The sequence below is a fragment of the Halovenus carboxidivorans genome, from assembly GCF_009831575.1.
GTDB classification, from domain to species: Archaea; Halobacteriota; Halobacteria; order Halobacteriales; family Haloarculaceae; genus Halovenus; species Halovenus carboxidivorans.
Genome location: NZ_WUUT01000001.1, coordinates 125,916 through 148,955, shown reverse-complemented (window position 1 = coordinate 148,955; position 23,040 = coordinate 125,916). Strand labels below are relative to the sequence as shown.

Genomic DNA, 23,040 nt, shown 5'->3' with positions numbered 1-23,040 from the left:
GTCAGAGAACGTCGAGTAGCTCTTCTGTCACCCGTTGCGGGCGTTCGAGCTGTGGCCAGTGACTCGTCTCCGAAAACCGCCGGATGCGGCACTCGGGGACCCACTCGTCGAGGTCGGCAAGCAGCGCCGGCCCCAGCATCGGGTCGTCGACGCCCCAACAGACCAGCGTCGGCACGGTGACGGTCCCGTCCCGCGGCGAGCGGCCCGGCAACAGCGATTTCCCCGCCAGTTCGAGCGTCTCCCGGCCCATCGCCCGGTAGTAGTTGATCGGGCCGGCCAGCGAGCCCGCGCGCTCGATTGCCTCGCGGTACCGCGTCCGGGTCGCCTCGGTGACCGCCGCCGGATCGACGGCGTCGGCGGCGATGGCGTCGACCAGCCGGTCACGCCCGGCCCACAGCAGTCGTTCGGGGACCCAGGGCAGTTGCGCGGCGAAGACGTACCACGACCGCAGGAGCTGTTCGGGGGAGCGTCGCAGGCGTCGCCGGTAGCTGTCGGGGTGGGGAGCGTTCAGGACGGCGAGTCGCCGGACGACCTCGGGGTCGCGGATGGCGAGTTCCCAGCCGACCAGCCCGCCCCAGTCGTGGCCGACCACGGTCGCCGTCGGCCCGCCGTAGTGGGCGATCAGGCCCCGAACGTCGGCGACGAGTTCGGCCGGCCGGTACGGGGCGACCCCCGCGGGCTGGTCGGAGCGGTTGTAGCCGCGCAGATCGGGCGCGACGACCCGGTAGCCGGCGGCCGCCACCGCGTCGAGTTGGCGGTGCCAAGCGTACCAGTGCTCGGGAAAGCCGTGTAGCAGGACGACGAGAGGAGGGGCACCGGTCGGGTTGTCGACCGCCGCTCGGTCCGGATCGACGACGACACAGTGCAGGTCGACCCCGTTGACCCGAACCCGTTCGTGTCGCCACTCGTCGGGGTCGTCGGGGTGGGCGGGCGGGTCTGCGGTCATCGGCCTCAGAACGCCCGGAGCGCATCGAGACGGTCGGCCGCCGACCCGTCGGCGATGACCGCCCGGGCCCGTTCGAGGCCGCCGTCGAGACTCTCTGCGTCGCCGCCGGCGTAGATCCGGACCGCCGCGTTCAGCGCGACGGCGTCGGCGAAGGCGTCCTCGCGCTCGCCGGTCAGGACCTCGCGGGTGATCGCCGCGGAGTCGGCCGCCACGTCTTCGACTTCGAGCTGTTCGCGCTCGAAGTCCATTCCGTATTCCGCCGTCTCGATCTCGAAGTCGTCGAACTCGCCGTCGTACTCGGCGACGACCGTCGAGCCGGGACGGATGTCGTCGTAGCCCTCCAGCCCCTGGAACATGATGACCCGGGAGAGCTCCTGAGACTCCATCTCGGAGAAGGTGTCCACGATCCGCTTGGCGAGGGAGAGGTGATAGAAGCTTCCGAGGTGAACGTCGGCCTCGGCCGGGTTGGCGAGCGTCTCGATGGTGTTGAGATACGTCCGGACGCCCATCTGCGCGCGGCGGTCGTAGAGGTCGTCGACCGCGGGGTTGAACCGGGGCTGGTAGTAGAAGCCGAATCCGACCTCGTCGGTCATCTCGGCGCTCTCCTCGGGGGAGAGATCGGTCCGAACGCCGAGTTCGTCGAGCACGTGTTTGTAGGCGTCGGCCTCCTGTGTGGGGACGCGGTCGCCGCTGTGGGTGACGACCGGCGTCCCGGCGGCGGCCGCGACGAGACCGGCCGCGACCCCGAGCAGTGCCGTCGTGTGTTTGCCGTCGTAGTTCGCCCCGCAGTCGACGGGATCACACGCCGGGGCCGCCGTCTGGACGCTCTCCTCGCGCATCACGTCGCTGAAGGCGGCCAGCTCCGTCGGCGTGTTGCGTTTCCAGCGATTCGCCAGCCAGAAGGCCCCGAGTGTCGTCTCGTCCGGCTCGCGCGCGAAGACTCGCGTCATCGCTTCGCGGGCCTGTTCGCGGGTCATGTCGTCTGCGGATTTGTAGCCAGAGCCAACTACGTCGGTCATGAGTCGGCGCAACGACCACTGCTCGCTCGGAGACTCGCTCATACGTGCATTACGGCGAGGGATTCCTAAACATATTCGCTCCTGACACGCGGCCAGCGGCCCGAAACACCCGGAAACCTTTTGCCTCCAGTCGCCGCTAGGTAAGACAGAATGAGTGGGACCGAGCCCGCGACGGTACTCGTCGTGGACGACGAGCCCGATGTCGCCGACGCGTACGCGGCCCAGTTGGAGAGTGAGTACATCGTCTCGACAGCCTACGGGGGCCAGGAGGCGCTCGACAAGATCGACGATGCCGTCGATGTCGTCCTGCTCGACCGCCGGATGCCCGGAATCTCCGGCGACGAAGTCCTCGCGAAGATCCGCGAGCGCGACCTGAACATCCGCGTGGCGATGGTGACGGCGGTGGATCCGGATTTCGACATCATCGAGATGCCCTTCGACGATTACGTCATCAAGCCGGTCTCGCGGGACGACCTCTTCGAGACGATCGACCGACTGCTCGCCTGCTCGGAGTACGAGGAGAAGCTCCGGCGGTACTACGCCCTGACGGCGAAACACGCCACGCTCATCGCCAACAAACCCGAATCAGAGCTACAGGAAAGCGAACAGTTCCAGCAGCTCAAATCCGAGATGTCCGCGGTCCGCGACGAACTCGACGAGGCCATCTCGGAGTTCGACGACGACGATTTCGCCGCCGCGTTCCGGGACCTAGAGTACGAGTCCGGATCGCCGACGGAGTGAGTAAATGACCGCCGTTCGGGTCCGATTCTAACTGTGTCACGGCTTCGGCTCACCTTCGAGGACGGGACGATCCGGATCGACGGGCTAGAGCCCGAGTCGGAGCCACCGCTGGACGAATACGTCGAGTACGATCCCCGCTCGAAGTGTCACCGGGTGCCGGCGTTTCGGTACGACAGCCTGCGCGAGCGGTTGGCGGGGACCGACCACGCAGACGACGTATTCGAGTTGCCGACGCTCTCGCTGTCGTCGTCGTATCAGCTCCGAGAGTACCAGAAGGAGGCGCTCGGGGCGTGGCTGGACGCGGGCGAGCGCGGCGTGCTCGAACTCCCGACCGGCAGCGGGAAGACCGTCATCGGGATCGCCGCCGTCGAGCGACTCGGGACGCCCGCGCTGATCGTCGTCCCGACGATCGATCTGCTCGATCAGTGGATCGAGGAACTCCGGGCGGAGTTCGACCGGCCGATCGGTCGCCTCGGCGGCGGGAGCCAGCGCGTCGAGGAGATCACCGTCTCGACGTACGACTCGGCGTATCTCCGCGCGGACGAACTCGGGGACCGGTTCGGGCTGGTCGTCTTCGACGAGGTGCATCACCTCGGCGGTGAGGGGTACCGCGACATCGCCCGCCTGCTCGCGGCACCCGCCCGGCTCGGACTGACGGCGACGTTCGAGCGTCCCGATGGAGCCCACGAGGCGGTCGCGGATCTCGTCGGCGAAGTCGTCTTCCGGCTGGATCCGGAGGAGCTGGCCGGGGAGTATCTGGCGGCGTACGACATCAAACGGATCGAGGTGTCGTTGACCCCGGCGGAGCGGGAGCGATACGAGGACAACCAGGAGACCTTTACCGACTACCTCGCGCAGTCGAACATCCAACTGAACAGCGGCAGCGACTACCAGCAACTGGTCAAACGCTCCGGGACCGATCCGCGCGCCCGGGAGGCGCTGCTGGCCAAACAGCGCGCTCGCGAGGTGATGATGAACGCCGAGCGGAAGGTGGATCGCCTCGCCGACCTGCTCGACCGCCACCGCGGGGACCGCGTCATCGTCTTCACCGCCCACACCGACCTCGTCTACCGGCTCTCCGAGCGGTTCCTGCTGCCGGCGATCACCCACGAAACCGCCGCCAGCGAACGGAGACAGATTCTCGACCGGTTCCGGACCGGCGAGTACTCCCGGATCGTCACCGCGAACGTCCTCGACGAGGGCGTCGACGTGCCCGCCGCGAACGTGGCGGTCCTCCTGTCGGGGTCCGGCAGTGAACGGGAGTTCACCCAGCGACTCGGTCGGATCCTGCGGCCGACCGAAGGCGACCGCGCGGCGATTCTCTACGAACTCGTCACCGAGGAGACCGCGGAGGAACGAGTCTCCCGACGGCGGCGGTAGTTCGCTCGTGGGAAAGAGCGCTCGCGGAGTTCGGAACTGATTTTATTACCCACGCTAACTGACGGCTATGGAGTTTCGCCCCCAACCGGAGATCACCGCTCAGGAGGCCGCCGAGCGGGTCGAACGGGTGCTCGCCGAAAACGAGGTCGTCCTCTTCATGAAGGGCTCGGAACAGGTCCCCGAGTGTGCGTACTCCCGGGAGGCACTGCAGTTGCTCACGCGGTATCGCGACGATATCGTCACCGTCGACGTGCTCGCGGCCCTGGAGGAGTACCGGGCGGCCCTCGCCGCGGAGAGCGGATGGGAGACGATTCCGCAGGTGTACGTCGACGGGGAGTTCATCGGCGGCAGCGAGCGACTCGCGACCCTCGAAGAGCGCGGCGAACTCGAAGCCAGACTCGACGGTTAACTGCGCGTACCGGCCGAGTCGGCCCGCGAGCCGTCGGGCGTCTTCTCGCCTGTGAGCACGTCGATGTCGTAGCCGGCCTCGGCGAGTCCGTCGAGTAGCGCCTCGATGTGGCTGTGACCGCGGGTTTCGAGGTCGATCTCGATCTCGGCGTCGTCCATCGACACGTCCCGCGACGTGCGGTCGTGCTGGATCGCGTAGATGTTCACCTCGTACTCCGCGAGCACCTGGACGAGCGAATCGAGGGCACCCGGACGGTCGGGCAGCACCGTCCTGATCCGCAGGTAGCGCCCCGTCTCGATCAGCCCGCGCATGATGACCGTCGTCAGCGTGTTCATGTCGATGTTGCCCCCGCAGAGCACCGGGACGACCGTCTCCCCCTCGTCGTACTCGAACGCACCCGCGAGCAGCGCCGCGAGCGGGACCGCGCCCGCCCCCTCGACGAGCGTCTTCGAGCGCTCCAGCAGCGTCGTCATCGCAACCGCGATATCCGCGTCCGAGACGGTGACGACCTCGTCGACGCGCTCTTTGATCACCTCGAAGGTCTTCTCGCCGACAGTCCGGGTCGCGATTCCGTCGGCGATGGTGTCGACGCTGTCCCTGACGATACGTTCGCCTTTCTCCAGTGAGGGTGCAACACTCGAAGCCCCCTCCGCCTGGACGCCGATCACCCGCACGTCTGGCTTCTTTCCCTTGAGTGCAGTGGCGATTCCCGAGATGAGTCCGCCGCCGCCGATGGGGACGACGACGGTATCGACGCTGGGGAGGTCTTCGAGAATCTCGATGCCGAGCGTCCCCTGCCCGGCCATCACTTCCCAGTCGTCGAAAGCGGGCAGATAGTACAGATCCTCCTCGCGTTCGATCTCGCGGGCGCGGTCGGCGGCGGCGTCGTAGTCGACCCCGTGAAGCACCACGTCCGCCCCGTAGCTCCGCGTCGCCTCGATCTTCGAGATGGGGGCGTCCTCGGGCATGACGACCGTCGAGTCGACGCCCATCCGCGTGGCCGCCAGGGCGACACCCTGTGCGTGGTTGCCGGCGCTGGCCGTCACGACGCCGGCTTCCCGTTCGGCTTCGGAGAGCGTCGCAATGCGGTTGGTCGCCCCGCGGATCTTGAACGCGCCGGTGCGCTGGAGCATCTCCTGTTTGACGTGCACGTCGGCACCGGTCATCGCAGAAAAGGTGTGTGAGTACACCAGCGGCGTGTGCCGCGATGTCTCCGCAACGCGGTCGCGAGCCGCCAGTACGTCTGCTAACTCGAGCATACGACACCTCTTCGATCCCGTCGGTGAAATACTGTGTGTCCGACAGGGGGCGGATAGCGTGTGACGTGCAGTCGCGACTGCATTCCGGTGGTGCCGCTGGCTGTACTTAAAGGTGCGTGTGACAATATAAACCCCCGAATCGACAGACGGCAGCCGCATATGCCGGCCGTCAGACGGCTGTTCGACGGCCGTCATCACGTATAAACCGAGCGATTAGCTCGCTGTCAGAAATCGGGGGGCGTCGGCGGGTCAGAGATCCTCGGCGCGAAAGCGGACCGTCGGCTCGCCCTCGAACCGCGGTCCGGGTCCGATCCGGTCGAAGCCCATCTCCGCGGCGACCGATTGGATCTCCGATTCCGTTTCGAGTACGAGCAGTTCGACGGCCATGTCCTCGCTACGGGCGAATCGCAACGGCTCTTCGAGTAGTCGGTCGTAGATCGATTCCTTCCCTTCGAGTTGCGTGACGTGGATCGTCTGGTCGCGGGCGTCGTAGCTGACGAACCCGACGATATCCCCGTCGCGCTCGGCGATCCGGACGGTCCGGTCGTGGACGAGATTGCGCATCACGTCCCGTGGGGTATCCGTCAGGGAGGCGAGTCTGCCGGCGTCCGCTTCGAGGGCGTCCCGCAGTTCCATGCGTGTCTCGTTAACACCGCACCCAATTAAACCATGCGTCGAGGAGGGCAGACCCCCCGCTGGCGCGTCGGTCGTGGGGCCTCTGACCGAACGACGGAACCGGGACGCTGGTGGAATCACTGCTGAGGGGCGTCTGTCGTCGGCCCGACTCGACCCGGCGGCGGAGACGTATTTGTCGGGCAACACTTCGAGGGATGAACACAGTTATCCACCCCGGCGACAAAGGGGCGGAAAATGAGTCAGCGACACACACGGGTGATCGTATGCGGATAGTCGCCAAGTTCGGCGGGACGAGCGTCGCCAACGGTGATCGGATCAACCGGGCCGCGGATTCGATCGCGGCGGCGGTCGAGGCCGGTCACGAGGTAGCAGTCGTCGTCAGCGCGATGGGCGGGACGACGGACGTGCTCCTCGAAGAGATGAAGTTCGACGCGACCGAGGCCGACCGTGCCGAAATCGTCAGCATGGGCGAGCGGACTTCGGTGCGGATGCTCAAGGGCGCGCTGGAGGCCCGCGGCATCGACGCCGAGTTCCTGGAACCGGGGCGGCCGAACTGGCCGATCATCACCGACGAGTACGGCGAGGTCGACGTCGACGTGACCAAGAGCCGAGCCATGGACTGCGCCAAGGCGATGAGCGAAGGCGTCGTACCGGTCATCACCGGCTTTCTGGCCGAGGACCACAACGGCACGATCACGACGCTCGGCCGCGGTGGGAGCGACACCACGGCGGTCATGCTCGGCAACTACATGGAGGCCGACGAGGTCGTCATCGTCACCGACGTCGAGGGCGTCATGACCGGCGATCCGAACGTCGTCGAGGGCGCGCGAAACGTCGGCGAGATCACCGTCGACGAACTCCGAAACCTCTCCTTCCGCGGGGCCGAGGTCGTCGCTCCCTCGGCGCTCACCTACAAGACAGACGACCTGGACGTCCGGGTCGTCCACCACCAGCACGGCGACTTGCTCTCCGGCGGCACCGACATCGAGGGGGAGTTCGAGAACCTGATCGATCTACAGGAGCGGAAACTGGCCTGTCTCACCGTCGCCGGCCGGTCGATTCGCAACCAGCCGGGCGTGCTCACTCGTCTGTCGAGCGCGCTCTCCGAAGCCGGCGTCAACGTCGAGACCAACGCCAGCGGCCTGGACTCCGTTACCTTCTACGTCGACGGCGAAGACGCCGAGGAGGCCGAGTCGGTGCTCCACGAGCAGGTCGTCGAAGACGAGATTCTCTCCAGTGTCACCATCGAGGAGGACATCGCCGTGATCCGGATCGCCGGCGGCGAACTCGAAGGCCAGAGCGGTGCGGTCAACCGCGTGCTGACGCCGCTTGCCGAGCACAACATCTACCTCCACGACGTGGTGACCAGCGCCACCTCCGTCTCCGTGTTCGTCGACTGGGAGGACCGCGAGCAGGCGCTCGATCTGCTCCGGGACGTGTTCTGACCCCTCCGGAGAACGAATCAGCCATATTCTCGGCGGACGGACGGCCACCCATGAACTACATCCTGTGGTCAGTCGTTGCGCTGCTCAGTTACGCGCTGGTCGCGCCGCTTGTCAGCCTCGCGACGAACGAGATTCCGAGCGAGGTGGTGTTGGTCACGACGAACGGGATGCTCGTCGTTGCTGGAGTGCTCGTCATTCTGGTCTCGGACACCGCACCGACGACGTATCTCGCAGACGACGCCGCCCCGTACATGTACGCGGCCGGGGCCTTTCTCGCGATCGCGATTCTCGCGTACTACCGGGCACTCGAAGCAGGGCCTGTCAGCGTCGTAACCCCGATATTCGGCACCTTTCTGGTGCTCTCCTCCGTCGTCGGAATCGTCGCCCTCGGGGAGTCACTCTCGGTGCGCAAGGGACTCGGAATCGTACTCGCAGGCGTCGCGATCTGGCTCGTCTCTACCTGAGCGACCGGTTCTGATACCTGGGCGGAGCGGACAGCGGCTCACCGCCCTTTGTCGAGTCTGTCACCGATCTGCTCCGGGAGGCCCGCCTCTCTGACGGCCTCCTGTACCCGTTCGATGTCGTACTCGACGCGGTGTTCGGTGACGGTCATCGCGTCGAGGTCGAGCACCGAGTATGCCGCCCGCGGGTCGCCGTCACGGGGCTGACCGACGCTGCCGGGATTCATCACGATGCCCTCGTCGTAGCGCTCGTGAGCCTGAATGTGGGTGTGGCCCATCACCAGCACGTCCTCCTCGCCGAGCAGTTCCGGGCCGAACTGTGCGGGGTAGGTGTACCGGTCCGGGTCGGCGGGGTGGCCGTGGACGATCCGGACGCGGTCGTTGCACTCCCGGCGGGAGTCGAGCAGTGCGCCGAGAAACGCCAACTGGTCGTCCGAGAGTTGCTCGCGGGCGTGTTCGACCCCCGCGCCGGCCATGCTGTTGAAGCCGAAGGCCCCGCCGCCCGCGGTCGCGCGGTCGTGGTTGCCCATCACCGTCGGCACCGAACGCTCCCGAACGAACTCGACGCACTCGGCGGGCCAGGGGTTGTAGCCGACGATATCGCCGGCACAGAGCAGCCGGTCGACCGGCGGCATATCGTCGAGGACCGCATCGAGCGCGACCTTGTTGCCGTGAATGTCCGAGAGGACGCCCACTCTCATAGCTGCCCGAAGGGCACTCGGCCGTTAAGGGCTGTCGCCTCGCTAGATTTTTCTCCCCTGGACCGAATTGGTCAGGTGATGGAACTCACGTCGATTCCCGGTGTCGGCGAGAAGACGGCGGCGTCGCTGCGCGAACTCGACGACCCGGAACGGGCGTTGCGAGACGGCGACGTGTCGGCGCTCGCACGCGCATCGGGGATCAGCGAGGGGCGAGCCGCCCGCATCGCTCGGGGTGCGATCCGCGCCCGCCACGACGACCCCGGGGGGTTCACTGCGACCGCCCGTGCGCGGGAACTGCACCGCGACGCGCTGGAGTTGCTCAAAGACCGGACGGTGACCGACTACGCCGCGAAGCGGCTCGAAACGCTGTATCCGAGCGGCGTGCAGTCCCGAATCGACGAGGTCCGGGCGTTCGCCCGGGAGGCGATGGAGCACGACCCGACAGACGCCGTTCTCGACGCGCTCGAAGCGGTCGAACCGCTCGACGAACCGAGCGACGTACACGTCCGGGACCGGTGTCTCGCGACCCAGGACGCCGAGACATACTCGCGGGCCCGCGAGGCCGTCCCGGAGCTGAGCGTCGAACTCGTCGAGGACACCCGTCAGCTCTCCGAACTCGCACGCGGCTACTCGACGGTCATCGCGCTCGATGAGGCCTTCGCCGGAACGGATCTGGAAGGGGACGTCCGCGTGGAACCCGACGCCCTGGACGATCCGGAGTCGGTCGTCCCCGAGCGCACACTCTCCTTTTTCGCGCACAACCGCGAGACGCTACAGGCGGCCGCGGCCGTCCACCGTGAAGCGGACCTCGACCCGCCCTGTGACCTGGATACGCTCGACGGGGCGCTCGACCGACTCGATTCCGACGGGGCGGTCCGCGGCGACGAGGATCTCGATCGGCTGAACGCCGCGCTCGCCAGTCTGGACGGAGCGGTCGAGGAGGCCGAACGGCTGGCGAACGACCATCTCCGCAACGCAATCGAGGAGCGGGACGTGACCATCGAGGGGGGCGATCTGCTCTCGCTGGTCGAGCGCGGGGCCGGCGTCGACTCGCTGTTGCAGCGCGAACTCGCAGAGGAGTACGCGACCGCGATCAGGAAGGCCCGCGAGCAGTTCGTCGACGCCCTGGATCTCGAAGACACCGTCAGCCTCGCGAACCGCGTCTTCGAGGAGGAGCCGACTTTCCCGGTCGAACACGACGAGCAGGCGCTGTCGCGGCTCCGCGAGGAGTTGACGGCGACGCGCGACCGGCGGGCCGGCAGACGAAAGCGGGAGGTCGCCGACGAACTCGCCGGCCTGCAGGCCGACTGCCGAGAACTCGTCGACCGGGCGCTCGAACTCGATGTCGAACTGGCGGTCGCTCGCTTCGCGGAGGCGTTCGACTGCACGATGCCGGAGTTCGGCGGCGACGGCTTCGCAATCGAGGGCGGGCGGTCGCCGCTGCTCGATGTCGCCTTCGAGGCGGTCGAGTCGGTCGATTACCGCGTCGAGGGCGTCGCCCTGCTTTCGGGGGTCAACAGCGGCGGCAAGACCTCGACGCTGGATCTCGTCGGGCTAGTCGTCACGCTCGCGCACATGGGCCTGCCGGTCCCGGCCGAGTACGCCCGCGTCGAGCGGATCGACGAACTCCACTACCACGCGAAAACCCAGGGGACACTCGACGCCGGGGCGTTCGAGTCGACGCTGCGGGAGTTCGGTAACCTCGTCACGAGCGTCAGCGAGCAGCGGTCGGTGCTGGTCCTGGTCGACGAACTCGAAAGTATCACCGAGCCGGGCGCGAGCGCGAACATCATGGCCGGGATTCTCGAAGCGCTCGACGAACGGGGCGCGACGGCGGTGTTCGTCTCGCATCTCGCCCGCGAGATCATCGACGCCGCCGACACCGAGTTGGCCGTCGACGGGATCCAGGCCGACGGCATCGAAGACGGGGAACTGATCGTCGACCGGACACCGGTGAAAGGGCAGTTGGCGCGGTCGACGCCCGAACTGATCGTCGAGAAGCTAGCGGAGGACCGGACGGCCGAAGACGGCTTCTACGACGCGCTGTTAGAGAAGTTCTAAGTTAGCGCGTTTCTCGCTGCCAGATCAGCCCGTGTCGCAGCCCTCGTCCCAACAGGCCGGCGAGGAATCCAGCGACCACCACCACGCCGAACGCCCCGAGACCGCCGAAGATGAGCACCAGCGCCGCTGCACAGAGGGCAAGCACTGTCAGTAACCCGATGATCAGATCGAGTCGCCAGCGGAGTTCAGGGTCCATACGTCGTGGTTCTACCCGGTGGAAAAAAGTCGTTATCCCGGCTGACGGTCAGAATCCCCATTACCCTTAAGTGCCGTCGCAAGCTCGGTGAAAGTATAATGACGGACGATTCCGACGAGGAGATGTTGTCCTGGGACGAGTCCGTCTTTCGCAACGAACACGTCTTCGAGATCGATTACGTGCCCGAGAATTTCCTCCACCGGGAGAGCCAGATGGAGAGCCTGAAGTACGCGCTCAAGCCGGCCGTTCGGGGCTCGCGACCGCTGAACGTGATGGCACAGGGGCCGCCCGGGACGGGAAAGACGACCTCCGTCCAGATCATCTTCGACGAACTGCGCGCTCAGACCGACGTGAAGACGATCCGGGTCAACTGCCAGGTCAACTCCACCCGCTACGCCATCTTCTCGCAGCTGTTCGAGGGCGTCTTCGAGTACGAGCCGCCCTCCTCGGGCATCTCCTTCAAGAAGTTGTTCTCGCAGGTGACCGACAAGCTCGTCGACGACGACGAGGTGCTCGTCGTCGCGCTCGACGACGTGAACTACCTGTTTTACGAGTCCGAAGCCTCGGACACGCTGTACTCGCTTCTGCGCGCCCACGAGGAACAGGGCGGCGCGAAAATCGGCGTGATCCTCATCTCCTCGGATCTCGATCTGGACATCCTGGAGGAACTCGACGGCCGCGTCCAGAGCGTCTTCCGACCCGAGGACGTGTACTTCCCGAAGTACGGCGAGGCCGAAATCGTCGAGATCCTCCGCGAGCGAGCCAAACGCGGCTTTCACGACGACGTGATCACGACCTCGGTGCTCGACCGGGTCGCCGAACTGACCGCCGAGCAGGGTGGTGACCTCCGCGTCGGGATTGATCTGCTGCGACGCGCCGGGCTGAAAGCCGAGATGCGGGCCAGCCGCCACGTCGAACTCCAGGACGTCGAGGAGGCCTACGAGACCTCGAAGTACGTCCATCTCTCCCGGCGGCTCCGGGAACTGTCGGACTCCGAGACGGCCCTCGTGAAGGTGATCGCCGAGAACGACGGGAAGCAGGCCGGCGAAATCTACGACATCTTCAACGACGAGACCGGCCTGGGCTACACCCGCTACTCCGAGATCATCAACAAACTCGACCAACTCGGGATCATCGACGCCAGCTACACCGAGGTCGAGGGCCGGGGCCGCTCGCGGGAGCTGAGCCTGAACTACGACGCCGAGGCGGTCACTGATCGGCTCTGATTCGGCCGCGTATACAAAGAGATACGGCGTAAACGCAGACGGTCAGATCCGTTCGGGGACTTCCTCGATGGTCAGATACTCCGTCTCGCCGTCGCGGCTCTCCAGTTCGACCTCGCCCGTCTCGCGGAACTCGTTGCCGACGATGATCTTGTAGGGGACGCCCAGCAGATCACTCTCCGCAAAACGCTCGCCGATGGACTGGTCGGGGTCGTCGAACAGGAGCGTCTGGTCGGGGCCGCAGTCCTCGTAGAGGTAGTCCGCGACCGCCGCGAGTTCGTCGTCGTACTGCAGCGGAATGATCGAGGCGGCGTAGGGGGCGACGATGCCGGAGCCGTCGGCCGACCACCGACAGCCGTCCTCGTCGGCGTGTTGCTCGATCAGCGAGTACAGGAGCCGCTCGATTCCGATGCCGTAACTCGCCATCAGAACGTCCTGCCGGCTGCCGTCGTCGAGGTCGACGGTCAGCCCCATCGGCTCGGAGTACCGCGTCCCGAGTTTGAAGATGTGGCCGATTTCGACGCCCTCGCCCGCGGCGAGACTCCCGCCGCAGTCCGGGCAGTCGTCGCCGGCAGACAGGTCCGACTGCGGGGACTCACCCGTCGCCCCGAACCGGCAGTCGTCCTCGGGGCAGTACCACAGGTCCGCGGTGCCGGTCTCCGCGACCGCCAGAAACTCCTCGGAGGCAGAGCCGCCCATGAGGTTGTTCTCCGCGTCCGCGATCACGAACTCGATGTCCAAGTCCTCGAAGATACGAACGTACGCCTCCCGGACGCGCTCGTACTGCTCGTCGAGAGATTCAGCCGTTGCGTGGACGCTGTAGGCGTCCTTCATCGTAAATTCCTTCGTGCGAAGGAGTCCGCTCCGGGGGTGATCGTCGCGGTGATTTCTGCTGATCTGGTAGTACAGCCCCGGGAGGTCCTCGTAGGAGCGGATCGTGCCGGAGAGCAGGCGGACGATCCCTTCTTCGTGGGAGGGAGCGAGACACATGCGCTTGCCGTCGCGGTTCTCGAAGGTGAACATCTCGCCGCCGAAATCACCCCACCGACCGCTCTCTTCCCACATGCCGCTGTAGTTCAGTTGTGGGAGTGAGACCTCGCGGGCGCCGATGGCGCGCATCTCGCGGTCGACGTGATCGATGATGCTGGCGCGGATGCGCTGTCCGATCGGCGCGAAGGCGTACAGGCCGCTCCCGAACTGCCGGATCAGCCCCGCGCGCAGCGCGAGTCTGACCGTCTCGTTCTGTTGGCTTCCCGGCTCGCGGCTCGTAAACAGTGTGAGTTCACTCCGGCGCATAGCAGTCACCACCCCAGGGTCGAGACGGCGGGGTCCCGTCGTAGTTCGAAGCTATCCACCGGCGAATAAATATCCGTGGTTCGGGCGCCGCTTACCCGCTGATCGTCTCGGCGACGCGTTCGGCCCACTCGACGGCGTAGGAGGCCCCGTGATCCAGGTATGCCGACGCGTCGAGTGCGTCGAAGGGTGCCGGGAGTTCGCCGGCGTGTTTGATCGCGTTACAGGCGAGTTCGGCCGCCTCGGGGACGGAGAGTTCGCCGGTCGCGATGGCGGTCGGTAGTTCCTCGACTCGCCCGGACAGTCGGTCGCCGGCGTCGAGCCACGCCTCGAACAGCGGGCCGTCCCACTCGGCGAATATCTCTCGGGTCTGCAGGCCGAGATAGGCGTCGTAACAGGCGACCGCGAGCTGGTAGGTTCCGACGGGGTCAAGCGACGGCCGCACGGCGTCGGCGAAGTTCGGATACTCCGCGCCGAAGAACCCGAGCATGTGTTCTGGCTCGTCGAGTCCGACTTCGACGAGCGCCTCGGCGATCAGAAAGTCGACGAACGAGTCCGGAGAGCCGTCGAGACGGGGTTTACAGAGGACGACCGGCGGCTCGGTCTGACGCGTCCACGCGACGCCGCCGTCGCCGGGCATTCCGACGGTCAGATCCGAACTCGCGTAGGTGACCAGCACCTCCGGCGCGTCCGCTGGCAGCCACTCCGCGGGGTAGCTCGCGGGATCGAGGCTGTCGACGAGGAGGCCGAGTTCTTCTGCCTGTGCCGGCGGGACGGTCTCGAAGTCGTGCGCGCAGTCGAGGACGAGCGCTCCCGGTGCGTGCTCGTCGCGGACGGCCTCGACGGCTGCGCTCAGTTCGCGGGTGCTGAACATCAGAGTCCGGTCGCGACGACCGCGACGATGGCGACTGCGATCACCAGCGACGCGCCGACCGTTCCGAGAACGATCTTCGTTGCTTTGCTCATGCGTGGCAGTTTCAGGAGCACGAGTAAAAAGGCACAGATTTCCCGCCGACCACGACATTGAAACCTGTCCCCGTCGAAAGGGCCGGTCATGTCAGCCTCGGAACTGGCCGCGGCGGTTCGAGAGGCCCTCGATGTCGACGCCGAGGAGTTTCGATCACGCGCCCAGGCGGAAGCCGACCATCTCAAAGCGGAAGTGAACGACGGCACCTTCGACAACTCGCAGGCGCTGGTCGGGCTGGAACTCGAACTGTACGCCGTCAACTCCCGGACGGACGCGCTCCGTCGGATGCCGCGAGGACTGCTCGGGTTGATCGGGTTCGAGAAGGAGTTGGGCCTGCACAACGCCGAGATGCAGACCACGCCGCTCCCGCTGACCACCTACGGGCTGGACGCCCAGGAGAAGGAGATTCAGGCCCACATCGACCCGGCACTCGACAAGACCGCCGCCGAGGAGATTCGACTCGTCTCGGACGGCATGTGGACGGTGCCGCCGACGGGTGAGACCGCGACGGCGTATCTGACCGACTCGGTCGAACAGGACGGCGTCCGGATCGCGACCAACATGAGCGACGCGGTCCGGTACCACGCGATGGCAAACACCGAGTATCCGTCCGGCTGTCGGATCGACGCGCCACACGTCAGTCTGGACGGCGAGACGGTGATGCCCGAGAGCCTAATCACCTCGATCCAGCCCCACTATCAGGTCCCGCACGCGCCCGACCTGCCGGATTACTTCAGCTACGCGGGACGTGTCGCAGCCCCGCTTCTGGCGCTGGGCGTCAACTCGCCGTTTTTCCCGCCGGATCTCTACGACGACGCTCCCGATGCCGAAATCGTCTCGGAAGCACACATGGAGAACCGCGTTCACGTCTTCGAGACGGTCCTGAACCCACCGGAGGGATCGTCAGAAGCGCCGAAAGTCCGGTTCCCGCCGGAGTTCGAGACCGTCGAAGCGGCCATCGACGACATCGCCGCGGACACCTGTATCGTCCCGATGAACGTGCCGGAGACGGACCGCTTCGACGACGCCTTCCGGCACCTGCGGCACAAACACGGCAGCTACTGGCGCTGGATCAGACCGGTCTTCGACGGCGCCTCCCGCTCGTCGGCAAACGCCCGCATCGAGTTCCGACCGCTCCCGGCACAGCCGACCGTCCGCGATTCGGTGGCGTTCGAGGCGGTCTTCGCCGGACTGATGGAGAGTCTGCCTCGCCGCCAGCACCCCATCAGACAGCTCCCCTGGGACGACGCCGAACAGAACTTCTACGCCGCCGTCGAGGACGGCCTCCAGGCGGATCTCACCTGGATCACCGCCGACGGCGAGGACACCACCGAGATCGACGAGATCTGCGGGGAGTGTTTCGAGTTCGCCCGCGACGGCCTCGAACTCCGGGGGCTGTCGACCGACGAGGCACGCCGGTACATCCGGCCGCTCCGGGAGCGACTCGACCGCCGGACCACCCCCGCTCGCTGGAAACACGACCACGTCCGGGGCAGCGTCGAGGCCGGCGTCCCGCTCGGAGAGGCGATCTGGGGGATGCAGGCCGAGTACATCGACAACCAACAGGAGACGCTGGTCGAGGGCTGTTTCACCGACTGGCTGTAGCTCGCTGTTTCTGACTGTGAGAGCCGGCACGTGAATATAGTGGTTGCTGGCCGAACGTGTGCGTACGATGTCAACAGCACAGACGCCGCAACTCAGCGGGATCGATCTCACCGACGACAGTTACACCGTCGTCCAGTCGCTCGCCCGGAACAAGTACCGCGCCGAGAACTCAACGGGCGAGGTCGTCCTCCGGGGCGCACAGAAGATGTTCAAGATGAAAGAGCAGTTCCCGTTCACCGACGCCGACGGCAACGACGTCTTCACAGTCGAGGCCGGCGGCATCGTCGACGTCGCCGGAAACTACGTCCTCAGCGACGCACAGACCGGTGAGGAGGTCGTCGTCCTCGACAACGATTACTCGATACTCCAGGATGTCTGGAAAGTCCGCGACCCACGGACGGAGGCGGTACTCGCGGAGATCAGCTCCCGCGGTGCGGCCGTTACGCTCGCCCGAAACATGCTCCCGCTCGGCGAACTGATCCCCCACGAGTACGAAATCACCGACGCCGACGGCGGCCACGTCGGGACCATCTCCGGGCAGTTCTCGATGAAGGACACCTACGAGATCAGTATCGACGACGCGAGCGACGTACCGAAAGAGGCCGTCGTCGCCGCGTCGATGGTCATCGACGCGATCCAACAGAACTGAGTCTGCCTTTAGGTGGTTGCCGTGGTTTGGATGACTGGAGGAATACTATTCACGCGGTCGCACTGTCGTAATGGCGGGACAACACATTAACCACAACTCCCAACTCGGAGAGCCGAAGTACTGGGAAGTTGCTCGTGCTGTGGGTTGCTGGAAGCGAGCAGCGATCACTCCGAGTTCTGTCGCTCTTGTTCGGTAGTCATCAGAAAAGTACTCGCTTCGCGCCACCCCTCAGCACTCCCGAGATACAGGCCGTAAGCGATGATTCCGATGCCAGCCACCAGCATGAGTGCGCCGACGGGCAAGAAAATCATCATCGGATTCTGGCTGTAGAGATAGAGCGTGAATGAACCAGCAACGATCATGACAAATGCAATCCCAGCAGGGGGGACCTCACTCAGTGTTATCTCGTCACCAGTAGTTGCAGGCGTTGTTGATGTCTCGCCGGTAGCGGCTTGCAACGTGCCCATACCCATCGGCTGTTCCCCATGAGCATACTGCTCAAAGATCTCCTCGGCGTCGTGGTACGACGAGACCTGTCTCGTCTTGATCGTATCGAATCCCATCTGCGCATCTGGTGGGGCATCCTCTGTGTAGATTCTGACTTCTACATCCTTCTGATAAGTCACCTCGTAGACGCCCTCGCCACGCTTTTCAAGTCGCCAGTCGCCCTCGCGTTTGACAACGCCCATGAGTGACAGCACTCACGCAAGTACCGAATAAGTTATCCCGTTCCTACTTATTTTCTTTTAAAAGTCTGATCCAGAATTGCCGAGTTGTAAATCAGGAAGTGTGAGTTCCCAGTTGTTACGAGTATACTCGCCACTGCCACCCCGGCCAGTTTCAGTTGGACAGAACCTCGAAAGCAAGGAGATCTGGAAATTGTTCTTTTACCAAGGCTGACGGCTCACACACCCAGCCACTCGTCGTTGCGGATTTCGTAGCCCGCTTCGCGGCAGAATGTTGCGGCCTGCCGTCGGACGGCCCGAGAGCCGGGGAGCGTCTCTCCCGCGGTGATCTTGTCGACGATCCATTCGGTCATCACCGTCACGGCCATATCGTCGTCGTCGGCGTCGATTGCAGTGAGCGCCCGCATCGTCTTCTGGTAGGCGTCCCACTGCGAGCGGCCGAACTCCAGGGAGGTGACCGTCTCGCTGGCTTCCGTGATCTGTTTCATCGCGCCGGCGACTGTCGGTCGCTGGACCTGTGCCGTGACCGCCCCCGCCGTCTCGTATCGGTCGGCGTCGGTCGCCGGGAGCAGGTCGGCCGCCACGTACTCCTCATAGACCGGCACGTCTCCGACCGCCTCGACGAGTTCCGCCCCCGTCGCCGGGAACGAGACCGCTTCGAGTTCGTCTTTGAGTTCGCTGAGATCCGACTCCGGTACCGGCGGTTCGGTCTCGTCCATCCGCTCCAGTTCGGCAACCATCTCGCGTTTCTGCTGACGTTTGGCCTCGTCGTGGGCCTGCTTGTCTCGCCCGCTTTTGTTATCTGCCATTCATGTAGGTACTCTGCCGACAGGGATAACTCTGTGGTCGGGCCACCGCTCCGGACGGTGGAAGGCCCCGTCGGCGGGGTCAGTCGATGTACTTCTGTTCGGTCTGGGTCTGTTCGGCGTCGACGTCGCCGGTGTTGGTCGTCTCCGCCGGCTCGAAGAGCAGAATGTCCGCCTGCTGGTCGGCCACCGGGCGGTGTTCGACGCCACGGGGGACGACGACGAACTCCCCCTCGTCGAGGACGATGTCGGACTGCTCGCGGAGTTCGATCCGAAGCGTCCCGCTACGGACCAGAAATAGCTCGTCGGCGTCGTCGTGGCTGTGCCAGACGAACTCGCCCTCGACTTTGGCCAGTTTCACCGCCTGCCCGTTGAGTTCCCCGGCGATCCGCGGGTCCCACTGCTCGCTGAACGACGCGAACGCCTCGTCCAAGTTGACTTTCTCCATACGTCGCGTTACCAGTCCCGTCGAATGATCTCGTCGCCTCAGAGGGTACCGAGAGGGGAGCCGCCGCTGGAGAAAACGTGGACGAAACACTCCCTCGCCGCTCACTCCGTTCGCGGCGAGTGCCCTCTACTCAGCAAGCCACGCCAACAGCCCGTTCTGGGCGTGCAGGCGGTTCTCCGCCTGGTCCCAGACGATGGCGTTGTCGCTTTCGAGCAGGTCGTCAGTGATCTCCTCGCCGCGGTGGGCCGGCAGACAGTGCATCACCGGGCGGTCGCCGACGCGGTCGGTCGTGAGTTGGAAGCCGTCGAAATCCTGCAGTTTCTGTTCGCGTCTATCCTCCTGACCCATGCTGACCCAGACGTCGGTGTAGACGATATCCGCGCCCTCGATAGCCGCGTCCGGGTCCGTCGTCTCCTCGGGGGCGTTGCCGAGTTCGGCCGCGCGGTCGCGGACGTCTCCGGCGATGCCGTAGCCCTCCGGGGTCGCGACGGTCAGATCGATATCGGTCATCGCCGCGCCGATCACGAAGGACTGGCAGACGTTGTTGCCGTCACCGACCCACGCCACGTCCGTGTCGAAGCCGCCGAACCGCTCGCGGATCGTCAGCAGATCCGCGAGCGTCTGGCAGGGGTGGGCGTCGTCGGTCAGCCCGTTGATGACGGGTACGGTCGCGTACTCCGCGAGTTCGACGATGTCGTCGTGGTCGAACACCCGCGCCATGATGAAGTCGGCGTACCGCGAGACCGCCCGGGCGGTGTCTTTGATCGGCTCGCCGTGGCCCAGGTGGATGTCGTCCGGGCCGAGGAAGATGGCGTGGCCGCCGAGCTGTGTCATCCCCGTCTCGAAGGAGACCCGTGTCCGCGTCGAGGGCTTCTCGAAGATCATCGCCAGCGTCCGGTCGGTCAGCGGTTTCCGGCCGTCGCCGGCCCGCTGGGCGGCTTTCAACTCGGCCGCCAGATCGAGCACCTCGTGTAGCTGGTCGCCGGTCAGATCGTCCACGTCGACGATGTTGGTGGTCATGAGTCTTGGAGACGTTCGGTGACGGTTTCGAGGACTGACACTGCCTTGTCGTACTCGTTCATCGAGAGGTGTTCGTTCGGGGAGTGGTCCAGATCCGAGTCGCCGGGTCCGTAGGAGACGGTATCGACGTCCCAGGCGTGGGCGAAGACGTTCTGGTCGCTCGTGCCCGTCTTGCGCAGCATCCGCGGATCGCCGTCCTCCTGGCGGATCGCGGCGCGGAACGCCCGCGCGACCGGCGTCCGGGGACTCTCCATCACCGGTTCGACTCTGTCGTGCCAGTTGACGGTCCCCGTTTCGAGGTGACCGTCTGCGATCTCTCGGACCTCGTCGGTGGTGTAAGCGGGCGGCACCCGCAGTTGCACGTCGACGGTCGCCTCGACTGAGAGCCCGTCGTCAGAGACCCCGCCCTCGAACTCGATGGGCTTGCAGGTGACTCGCTCGAAGACCTGCACCCACTCGTCGTGCTCGAACTCCTCGTCGACGCGGTTCCACCACTCGATCGCGTCTTGGATCGCGTTGTTCTCCGGCCGCGAGGAATGGCCTGACTCGGAGGTCGCGACGTAGGTGCCGCCGAGCAGTCCGCGGTAGCCGAGCGTGATCCCGTTCCAGCCGGAGGGCTCGCCGTTGATGACGTACTCCGGCTCCGAGTCGCGGTCCTCGACGACGTACCGACTGCCCCGGGAGTCGACCTCCTCGCCGACGACGCCGATGAAACTCGCACCGGTGTGGACGGCCGCGACGGCCATCGAGGCCAGCGGGCCCTTCGCGTCGACACTGCCCCGACCCCAGAGGATCTCGTCGCCGTCTTCCTCCTCGATGTGGACCGGGATGTCTCCGGGCACGGTGTCGATATGCGAGGTGAGGAGGACGGTATCGTCGGCCGGTGCCCGGACGTTGCCGACGTCGTCGATCCAGACCTCGCGGTCGTGGCGCTCGAAGAAGCGCGCGAGTTGCTGCGCGCAGGGGCGCTCGTTACCGGTCACCGAGGGAATCCTGACGAGTTTGGTCAGCAGTTCGCGGGCCTCGGTCTGCTGGATGGCGCTCATTGCTGTCCCTCCGGCGGACGGGCCATCAGCCGATCACCTCACCGAGCGCGTCGACCGCCTCGTCGGCCTCCTCCTCGGTGATCGTCAGCGGCGGGAGCAGCCTGACGACCGTTCGGCCGGCCGGCAGCGCCAGCAGTTGCTGATCGATGGCGAGGTCACGCAGGATGCGGTTGGCGCCGCGTTTGACCTCGATTCCGATCATCAGTCCCTCGCCGCGAACGTCCCGCACGTCGTCGCCGAGTTCCGCGCGTAACTCCTCGCGCAGGTACTCACCGATTTCGGCGGCGTGGGCCGGAATCCCCTCGTCGACGACCGTCGAGACGGTCGCGTGTGCGGCCGCGGAGATGACCGGCCCGCCGCTGAACGTCGAGGCGTGTGAGCCGTAGTTCTCGGCGATCCACTCCCGGCACAGCGTCGCGCCGATGGGCAGGCCGTTGCCCAGCCCCTTCGCGCTGGTGATCATGTCCGGCACCACGTCGGCCCACTCCGAGGCCCACAGCGTGCCTGTCCGGCCCATTCCAGTCTGGACTTCGTCGAAGATCAGCGCCGCGCCGCTGGTTGCGGTCTCGACGCGTGTGCGCTGGAGGAACTCCTTGCGGGCGGGGTTGATCCCGCCCTCGCCCTGGACCGGTTCGACGATCACCGCGGCGGTGTCGTCGTCGATCGCCTCGGCCATGGCCTCGGCGTCGTCGTAGGGGACGAACTCGACGTCGCCGATCAGCGGCTCGTACGGCTTCTTGTACTTGTCCTTCCAGGTCGTCGCCAGCGCGCCCATCGTCCGGCCGTGGAAGCCGCGTTTCGTCGAGATGATCTTCGAGTTGCCGGTCGCGGAGCGGGCGAACTTCAGCGCCGCCTCGTTGGCTTCGGTGCCGGAGTTACAGAGCCACGTGTAATCGACGGTCTTCGGCGCCGTCTCCGCGAGCAACTCGTACAGTTTCGTCCGGATCTCGACGGGATACGACCCCTGAACGTAGGTCAGCCGGTCGAGTTGGTCCCGGACGGCCTCCTGGACGGCGTCGTGGCCGTGGCCGAGCGGGACACAGGCGTAACTCGCGCCCATGTCCAGATACTCGGTGCCGTTGCTGTCGGTGACGTACGCGCCGTCACCCTCGACGATTTCGATCGGTTTCTCCGAAAAGATGAATCCACTCATGATTGCTCCTCCGTGACTGCGCCCGCGGTGACGTGGGTTCCCGCACCGTCGAGCGCGCTCGTGATCGGTTCGGTGGCGTTCGCGTCGGCGACGATGGCGTCGCTCGCGCCGGCGTCCAGCGCCTCCTCGATGGCCATCACCTTTCGACCCATGAACCCCTCGGCGGCGCTCTCTAACTCGTCGAACTCCCCGGGCGTCTCGACGGACTCGATCAGCGTCGATTCGTCGTCGGGGTCTTCGAGAATTCCGGGCACGTCCGTCAGCAACACGAGTCGCGCGCCGAGATCACCGGCCAGCGTCGCGGCGGTCCGGTCGGCGTCGGTGTTGACCGCGGTGATGATCGAGTTCCCGTCCTCGTCCTCGTCGGCACCGGCCATCGGCGGACTGACGACGGGCGTGTGTCCCGCATCGAGTAGCGTCTCCAGCAGGTCGGTGTTGACCTCCTTGATCGTCCCGGAGTGGTCGCCGCGGCGGATCTTCCGCTTGCCGCCCTCCACGACGCGGACCGCGGATTTGCGCGGGCCGTGCAGGAGTTTCCCGTCGACGCCGGAGAGGCCGACCGCATCGACGCCCTGGCTCTGCAGCGAGGCGACCATCTCCGTGTTCAGCAGGCCGGGCAGCACCATCTCGAAGACCTCCATCGTCTCCTCGTCGGTGAACCGGCCGACGACGCCCGAGGGCGTCTCGACGTACTCCGGTTCGATACCCAGCCGTTCGAGCGTGTCGTCGACGGCCGTCGATCCGCCGTGCGTGATCACGACATCCTCGCCGGCGTCGACGAGCGCCGCCACGTCGGCCAGCGCACCCGCGGGGTCGACCGCGCGGGCGCCGCCGATTTTGACGACGACGGTCACGCGAATCCCCTCCGGAGATGAGCGTGCCGTCGGAAG

The 23,040-nt window shown here is 65.8% G+C and carries 24 protein-coding genes; 9 read left to right on the top strand and 15 right to left on the bottom strand.

From position 1 onward, the window contains the following. Position 1 precedes the first annotated feature (1 nt). Together GRX03_RS00720 and GRX03_RS00715 are read right to left on the bottom strand one after the other, a co-directional pair. Entirely contained in the window at positions 2 to 946 is a 945-nt protein-coding gene (locus GRX03_RS00720) for an alpha/beta fold hydrolase (RefSeq protein WP_159762293.1), read from the bottom strand. A 5-nt stretch (positions 947 to 951) separates the two neighbouring features. After that, the gene (locus GRX03_RS00715) at positions 952 to 2,007 is read right to left on the bottom strand and encodes an anthranilate phosphoribosyltransferase (RefSeq protein ID WP_159762292.1); all 1,056 of its coding nucleotides are present in this window, start codon (positions 2,005 to 2,007) and stop codon (positions 952 to 954) included. Between the two features lie 108 nt (positions 2,008 to 2,115). On the opposite strand from GRX03_RS00715, the gene GRX03_RS00710 reads away from it, so the two are divergent. From GRX03_RS00710 to GRX03_RS00700, 3 genes are all read left to right on the top strand, one after another. Beyond that, the gene (locus GRX03_RS00710; protein ID WP_159762291.1) at positions 2,116 to 2,706 is read left to right on the top strand and encodes a HalX domain-containing protein; all 591 of its coding nucleotides are present in this window, start codon (positions 2,116 to 2,118) and stop codon (positions 2,704 to 2,706) included. Between the two features lie 33 nt (positions 2,707 to 2,739). After that, positions 2,740 to 4,086 (top strand): DEAD/DEAH box helicase, encoded by a 1,347-nt coding sequence (locus GRX03_RS00705; protein ID WP_368277885.1) that lies wholly within the window; start codon positions 2,740 to 2,742, stop codon positions 4,084 to 4,086. Positions 4,087 to 4,153: 67 nt separating this feature from the next. Then, positions 4,154 to 4,495, top strand: coding sequence for a glutaredoxin family protein (locus tag GRX03_RS00700; protein WP_159762290.1), 342 nt, complete (start codon positions 4,154 to 4,156; stop codon positions 4,493 to 4,495). On the opposite strand, the gene ilvA is transcribed toward GRX03_RS00700, so the two are convergent. Together ilvA and GRX03_RS00690 are read right to left on the bottom strand one after the other, a co-directional pair. Next, on the bottom strand, positions 4,492 to 5,754 hold the full coding sequence (ilvA, locus tag GRX03_RS00695) for a threonine ammonia-lyase (RefSeq protein ID WP_159762289.1): 1,263 nt from the start codon (positions 5,752 to 5,754) through the stop codon (positions 4,492 to 4,494). The two genes, GRX03_RS00700 and ilvA, sit on opposite strands and share 4 nt — an antisense overlap. Before the next feature lie 249 nt (positions 5,755 to 6,003). Next, a complete protein-coding gene (locus tag GRX03_RS00690; RefSeq protein ID WP_159762288.1) occupies positions 6,004 to 6,390 on the bottom strand; it encodes a hypothetical protein in 387 nt (128 codons plus the stop codon). A gap of 263 nt (positions 6,391 to 6,653) precedes the next feature. On the opposite strand from GRX03_RS00690, the gene GRX03_RS00685 reads away from it, so the two are divergent. Both GRX03_RS00685 and GRX03_RS00680 read left to right on the top strand, forming a co-directional pair. After that, a complete protein-coding gene (locus GRX03_RS00685) occupies positions 6,654 to 7,835 on the top strand; it encodes an aspartate kinase (protein WP_159762287.1) in 1,182 nt (393 codons plus the stop codon). A gap of 50 nt (positions 7,836 to 7,885) precedes the next feature. Then, positions 7,886 to 8,299 (top strand): EamA family transporter, encoded by a 414-nt coding sequence (locus tag GRX03_RS00680; RefSeq protein WP_159762286.1) that lies wholly within the window; start codon positions 7,886 to 7,888, stop codon positions 8,297 to 8,299. Between the two features lie 38 nt (positions 8,300 to 8,337). On the opposite strand, the gene GRX03_RS00675 is transcribed toward GRX03_RS00680, so the two are convergent. Beyond that, positions 8,338 to 8,997, bottom strand: coding sequence for a metallophosphoesterase family protein (locus GRX03_RS00675; protein WP_159762285.1), 660 nt, complete (start codon positions 8,995 to 8,997; stop codon positions 8,338 to 8,340). A gap of 78 nt (positions 8,998 to 9,075) precedes the next feature. Here GRX03_RS00675 and GRX03_RS00670 point away from each other — a divergent pair, with 78 nt between their 5' ends. Beyond that, complete coding sequence (locus tag GRX03_RS00670; RefSeq protein ID WP_159762284.1) at positions 9,076 to 11,058, top strand: MutS-related protein; 1,983 nt, start codon at positions 9,076 to 9,078, stop codon at positions 11,056 to 11,058. A 1-nt stretch (position 11,059) separates the two neighbouring features. Here GRX03_RS00670 and GRX03_RS00665 read toward each other — a convergent pair whose 3' ends face one another. After that, positions 11,060 to 11,254, bottom strand: a complete 195-nt coding sequence (locus tag GRX03_RS00665; protein WP_159762283.1) for a hypothetical protein — start codon at positions 11,252 to 11,254, stop codon at positions 11,060 to 11,062. Positions 11,255 to 11,352: 98 nt separating this feature from the next. Here GRX03_RS00665 and GRX03_RS00660 point away from each other — a divergent pair, with 98 nt between their 5' ends. After that, positions 11,353 to 12,480, top strand: a complete 1,128-nt coding sequence (locus GRX03_RS00660; RefSeq protein WP_159762282.1) for an ORC1-type DNA replication protein — start codon at positions 11,353 to 11,355, stop codon at positions 12,478 to 12,480. Between the two features lie 42 nt (positions 12,481 to 12,522). Here the strand turns inward: GRX03_RS00660 and GRX03_RS00655 are convergent, their stop codons facing one another. After that, positions 12,523 to 13,773: an aminoacyl--tRNA ligase-related protein gene (locus GRX03_RS00655; RefSeq protein ID WP_159762281.1), complete on the bottom strand. Its 1,251-nt coding sequence runs from the start codon at positions 13,771 to 13,773 to the stop codon at positions 12,523 to 12,525. A gap of 91 nt (positions 13,774 to 13,864) precedes the next feature. Beyond that, a complete protein-coding gene (locus tag GRX03_RS00650) occupies positions 13,865 to 14,644 on the bottom strand; it encodes a DUF7089 family protein (protein WP_159762280.1) in 780 nt (259 codons plus the stop codon). 180 nt (positions 14,645 to 14,824) lie between these two features. Between GRX03_RS00650 and GRX03_RS00645 the strand changes: the two genes are divergently transcribed. Together GRX03_RS00645 and GRX03_RS00640 are read left to right on the top strand one after the other, a co-directional pair. Next, positions 14,825 to 16,342, top strand: a complete 1,518-nt coding sequence (locus GRX03_RS00645; protein ID WP_159762279.1) for a hypothetical protein — start codon at positions 14,825 to 14,827, stop codon at positions 16,340 to 16,342. 67 nt (positions 16,343 to 16,409) lie between these two features. After that, positions 16,410 to 16,991, top strand: a complete 582-nt coding sequence (locus GRX03_RS00640) for an LURP-one-related/scramblase family protein (RefSeq protein WP_159762278.1) — start codon at positions 16,410 to 16,412, stop codon at positions 16,989 to 16,991. Between the two features lie 164 nt (positions 16,992 to 17,155). Here the strand turns inward: GRX03_RS00640 and GRX03_RS00635 are convergent, their stop codons facing one another. The 7 genes from GRX03_RS00635 to GRX03_RS00605 form a co-directional block, all read right to left on the bottom strand. Further along, positions 17,156 to 17,680 carry a hypothetical protein gene (locus tag GRX03_RS00635; protein ID WP_159762277.1) on the bottom strand — a complete coding sequence of 175 codons (525 nt, stop codon included), beginning with the start codon at positions 17,678 to 17,680 and terminating at the stop codon, positions 17,156 to 17,158. A gap of 215 nt (positions 17,681 to 17,895) precedes the next feature. Continuing rightward, complete coding sequence (locus tag GRX03_RS00630) at positions 17,896 to 18,486, bottom strand: hypothetical protein (protein ID WP_159762276.1); 591 nt, start codon at positions 18,484 to 18,486, stop codon at positions 17,896 to 17,898. Between the two features lie 79 nt (positions 18,487 to 18,565). After that, entirely contained in the window at positions 18,566 to 18,931 is a 366-nt protein-coding gene (locus GRX03_RS00625) for a cupin domain-containing protein (RefSeq protein ID WP_159762275.1), read from the bottom strand. A 126-nt stretch (positions 18,932 to 19,057) separates the two neighbouring features. After that, the gene (gene argF / locus GRX03_RS00620; RefSeq protein ID WP_159762274.1) at positions 19,058 to 19,951 is read right to left on the bottom strand and encodes an ornithine carbamoyltransferase; all 894 of its coding nucleotides are present in this window, start codon (positions 19,949 to 19,951) and stop codon (positions 19,058 to 19,060) included. Beyond that, positions 19,948 to 20,997, bottom strand: coding sequence for a [LysW]-lysine hydrolase (locus GRX03_RS00615; RefSeq protein WP_159762273.1), 1,050 nt, complete (start codon positions 20,995 to 20,997; stop codon positions 19,948 to 19,950). The genes argF and GRX03_RS00615 overlap by 4 nt, the downstream gene beginning before the upstream one ends. A 25-nt stretch (positions 20,998 to 21,022) precedes the next feature. Continuing rightward, entirely contained in the window at positions 21,023 to 22,150 is a 1,128-nt protein-coding gene (locus GRX03_RS00610) for an aspartate aminotransferase family protein (RefSeq protein ID WP_159762272.1), read from the bottom strand. After that, the gene (locus GRX03_RS00605; RefSeq protein ID WP_368278042.1) at positions 22,147 to 23,004 is read right to left on the bottom strand and encodes an acetylglutamate/acetylaminoadipate kinase; all 858 of its coding nucleotides are present in this window, start codon (positions 23,002 to 23,004) and stop codon (positions 22,147 to 22,149) included. The genes GRX03_RS00610 and GRX03_RS00605 overlap by 4 nt, the downstream gene beginning before the upstream one ends. Positions 23,005 to 23,040: the final 36 nt, after the last annotated feature.

Excerpts from the sequence above, each read along its gene's own strand:
- GRX03_RS00690 (WP_159762288.1), bottom strand. The coding sequence starts at position 6,390 with ATGGAACTGCGGGACGCCCTCGAAGCGGACGCCGGCAGACTCGCCTCC.
- GRX03_RS00715 (WP_159762292.1), bottom strand. The coding sequence starts at position 2,007 with ATGAGCGAGTCTCCGAGCGAGCAGTGGTCGTTGCGCCGACTCATGACC.
- GRX03_RS00660 (WP_159762282.1), top strand. The coding sequence starts at position 11,353 with ATGACGGACGATTCCGACGAGGAGATGTTGTCCTGGGACGAGTCCGTC.
- GRX03_RS00645 (WP_159762279.1), top strand. The coding sequence starts at position 14,825 with ATGTCAGCCTCGGAACTGGCCGCGGCGGTTCGAGAGGCCCTCGATGTC.
- GRX03_RS00655 (WP_159762281.1), bottom strand. The coding sequence starts at position 13,773 with ATGCGCCGGAGTGAACTCACACTGTTTACGAGCCGCGAGCCGGGAAGC.
- GRX03_RS00670 (WP_159762284.1), top strand. The coding sequence starts at position 9,076 with ATGGAACTCACGTCGATTCCCGGTGTCGGCGAGAAGACGGCGGCGTCG.
- GRX03_RS00640 (WP_159762278.1), top strand. The coding sequence starts at position 16,410 with ATGTCAACAGCACAGACGCCGCAACTCAGCGGGATCGATCTCACCGAC.
- GRX03_RS00685 (WP_159762287.1), top strand. The coding sequence starts at position 6,654 with ATGCGGATAGTCGCCAAGTTCGGCGGGACGAGCGTCGCCAACGGTGAT.
- GRX03_RS00635 (WP_159762277.1), bottom strand. The coding sequence starts at position 17,680 with ATGGGCGTTGTCAAACGCGAGGGCGACTGGCGACTTGAAAAGCGTGGC.
- GRX03_RS00710 (WP_159762291.1), top strand. The coding sequence starts at position 2,116 with ATGAGTGGGACCGAGCCCGCGACGGTACTCGTCGTGGACGACGAGCCC.
- GRX03_RS00650 (WP_159762280.1), bottom strand. The coding sequence starts at position 14,644 with ATGTTCAGCACCCGCGAACTGAGCGCAGCCGTCGAGGCCGTCCGCGAC.
- GRX03_RS00610 (WP_159762272.1), bottom strand. The coding sequence starts at position 22,150 with ATGAGTGGATTCATCTTTTCGGAGAAACCGATCGAAATCGTCGAGGGT.
- GRX03_RS00615 (WP_159762273.1), bottom strand. The coding sequence starts at position 20,997 with ATGAGCGCCATCCAGCAGACCGAGGCCCGCGAACTGCTGACCAAACTC.
- argF (WP_159762274.1), bottom strand. The coding sequence starts at position 19,951 with ATGACCACCAACATCGTCGACGTGGACGATCTGACCGGCGACCAGCTA.
- GRX03_RS00720 (WP_159762293.1), bottom strand. The coding sequence starts at position 946 with ATGACCGCAGACCCGCCCGCCCACCCCGACGACCCCGACGAGTGGCGA.
- GRX03_RS00680 (WP_159762286.1), top strand. The coding sequence starts at position 7,886 with ATGAACTACATCCTGTGGTCAGTCGTTGCGCTGCTCAGTTACGCGCTG.
- GRX03_RS00630 (WP_159762276.1), bottom strand. The coding sequence starts at position 18,486 with ATGGCAGATAACAAAAGCGGGCGAGACAAGCAGGCCCACGACGAGGCC.
- GRX03_RS00675 (WP_159762285.1), bottom strand. The coding sequence starts at position 8,997 with ATGAGAGTGGGCGTCCTCTCGGACATTCACGGCAACAAGGTCGCGCTC.
- GRX03_RS00625 (WP_159762275.1), bottom strand. The coding sequence starts at position 18,931 with ATGGAGAAAGTCAACTTGGACGAGGCGTTCGCGTCGTTCAGCGAGCAG.
- ilvA (WP_159762289.1), bottom strand. The coding sequence starts at position 5,754 with ATGCTCGAGTTAGCAGACGTACTGGCGGCTCGCGACCGCGTTGCGGAG.
- GRX03_RS00700 (WP_159762290.1), top strand. The coding sequence starts at position 4,154 with ATGGAGTTTCGCCCCCAACCGGAGATCACCGCTCAGGAGGCCGCCGAG.
- GRX03_RS00665 (WP_159762283.1), bottom strand. The coding sequence starts at position 11,254 with ATGGACCCTGAACTCCGCTGGCGACTCGATCTGATCATCGGGTTACTG.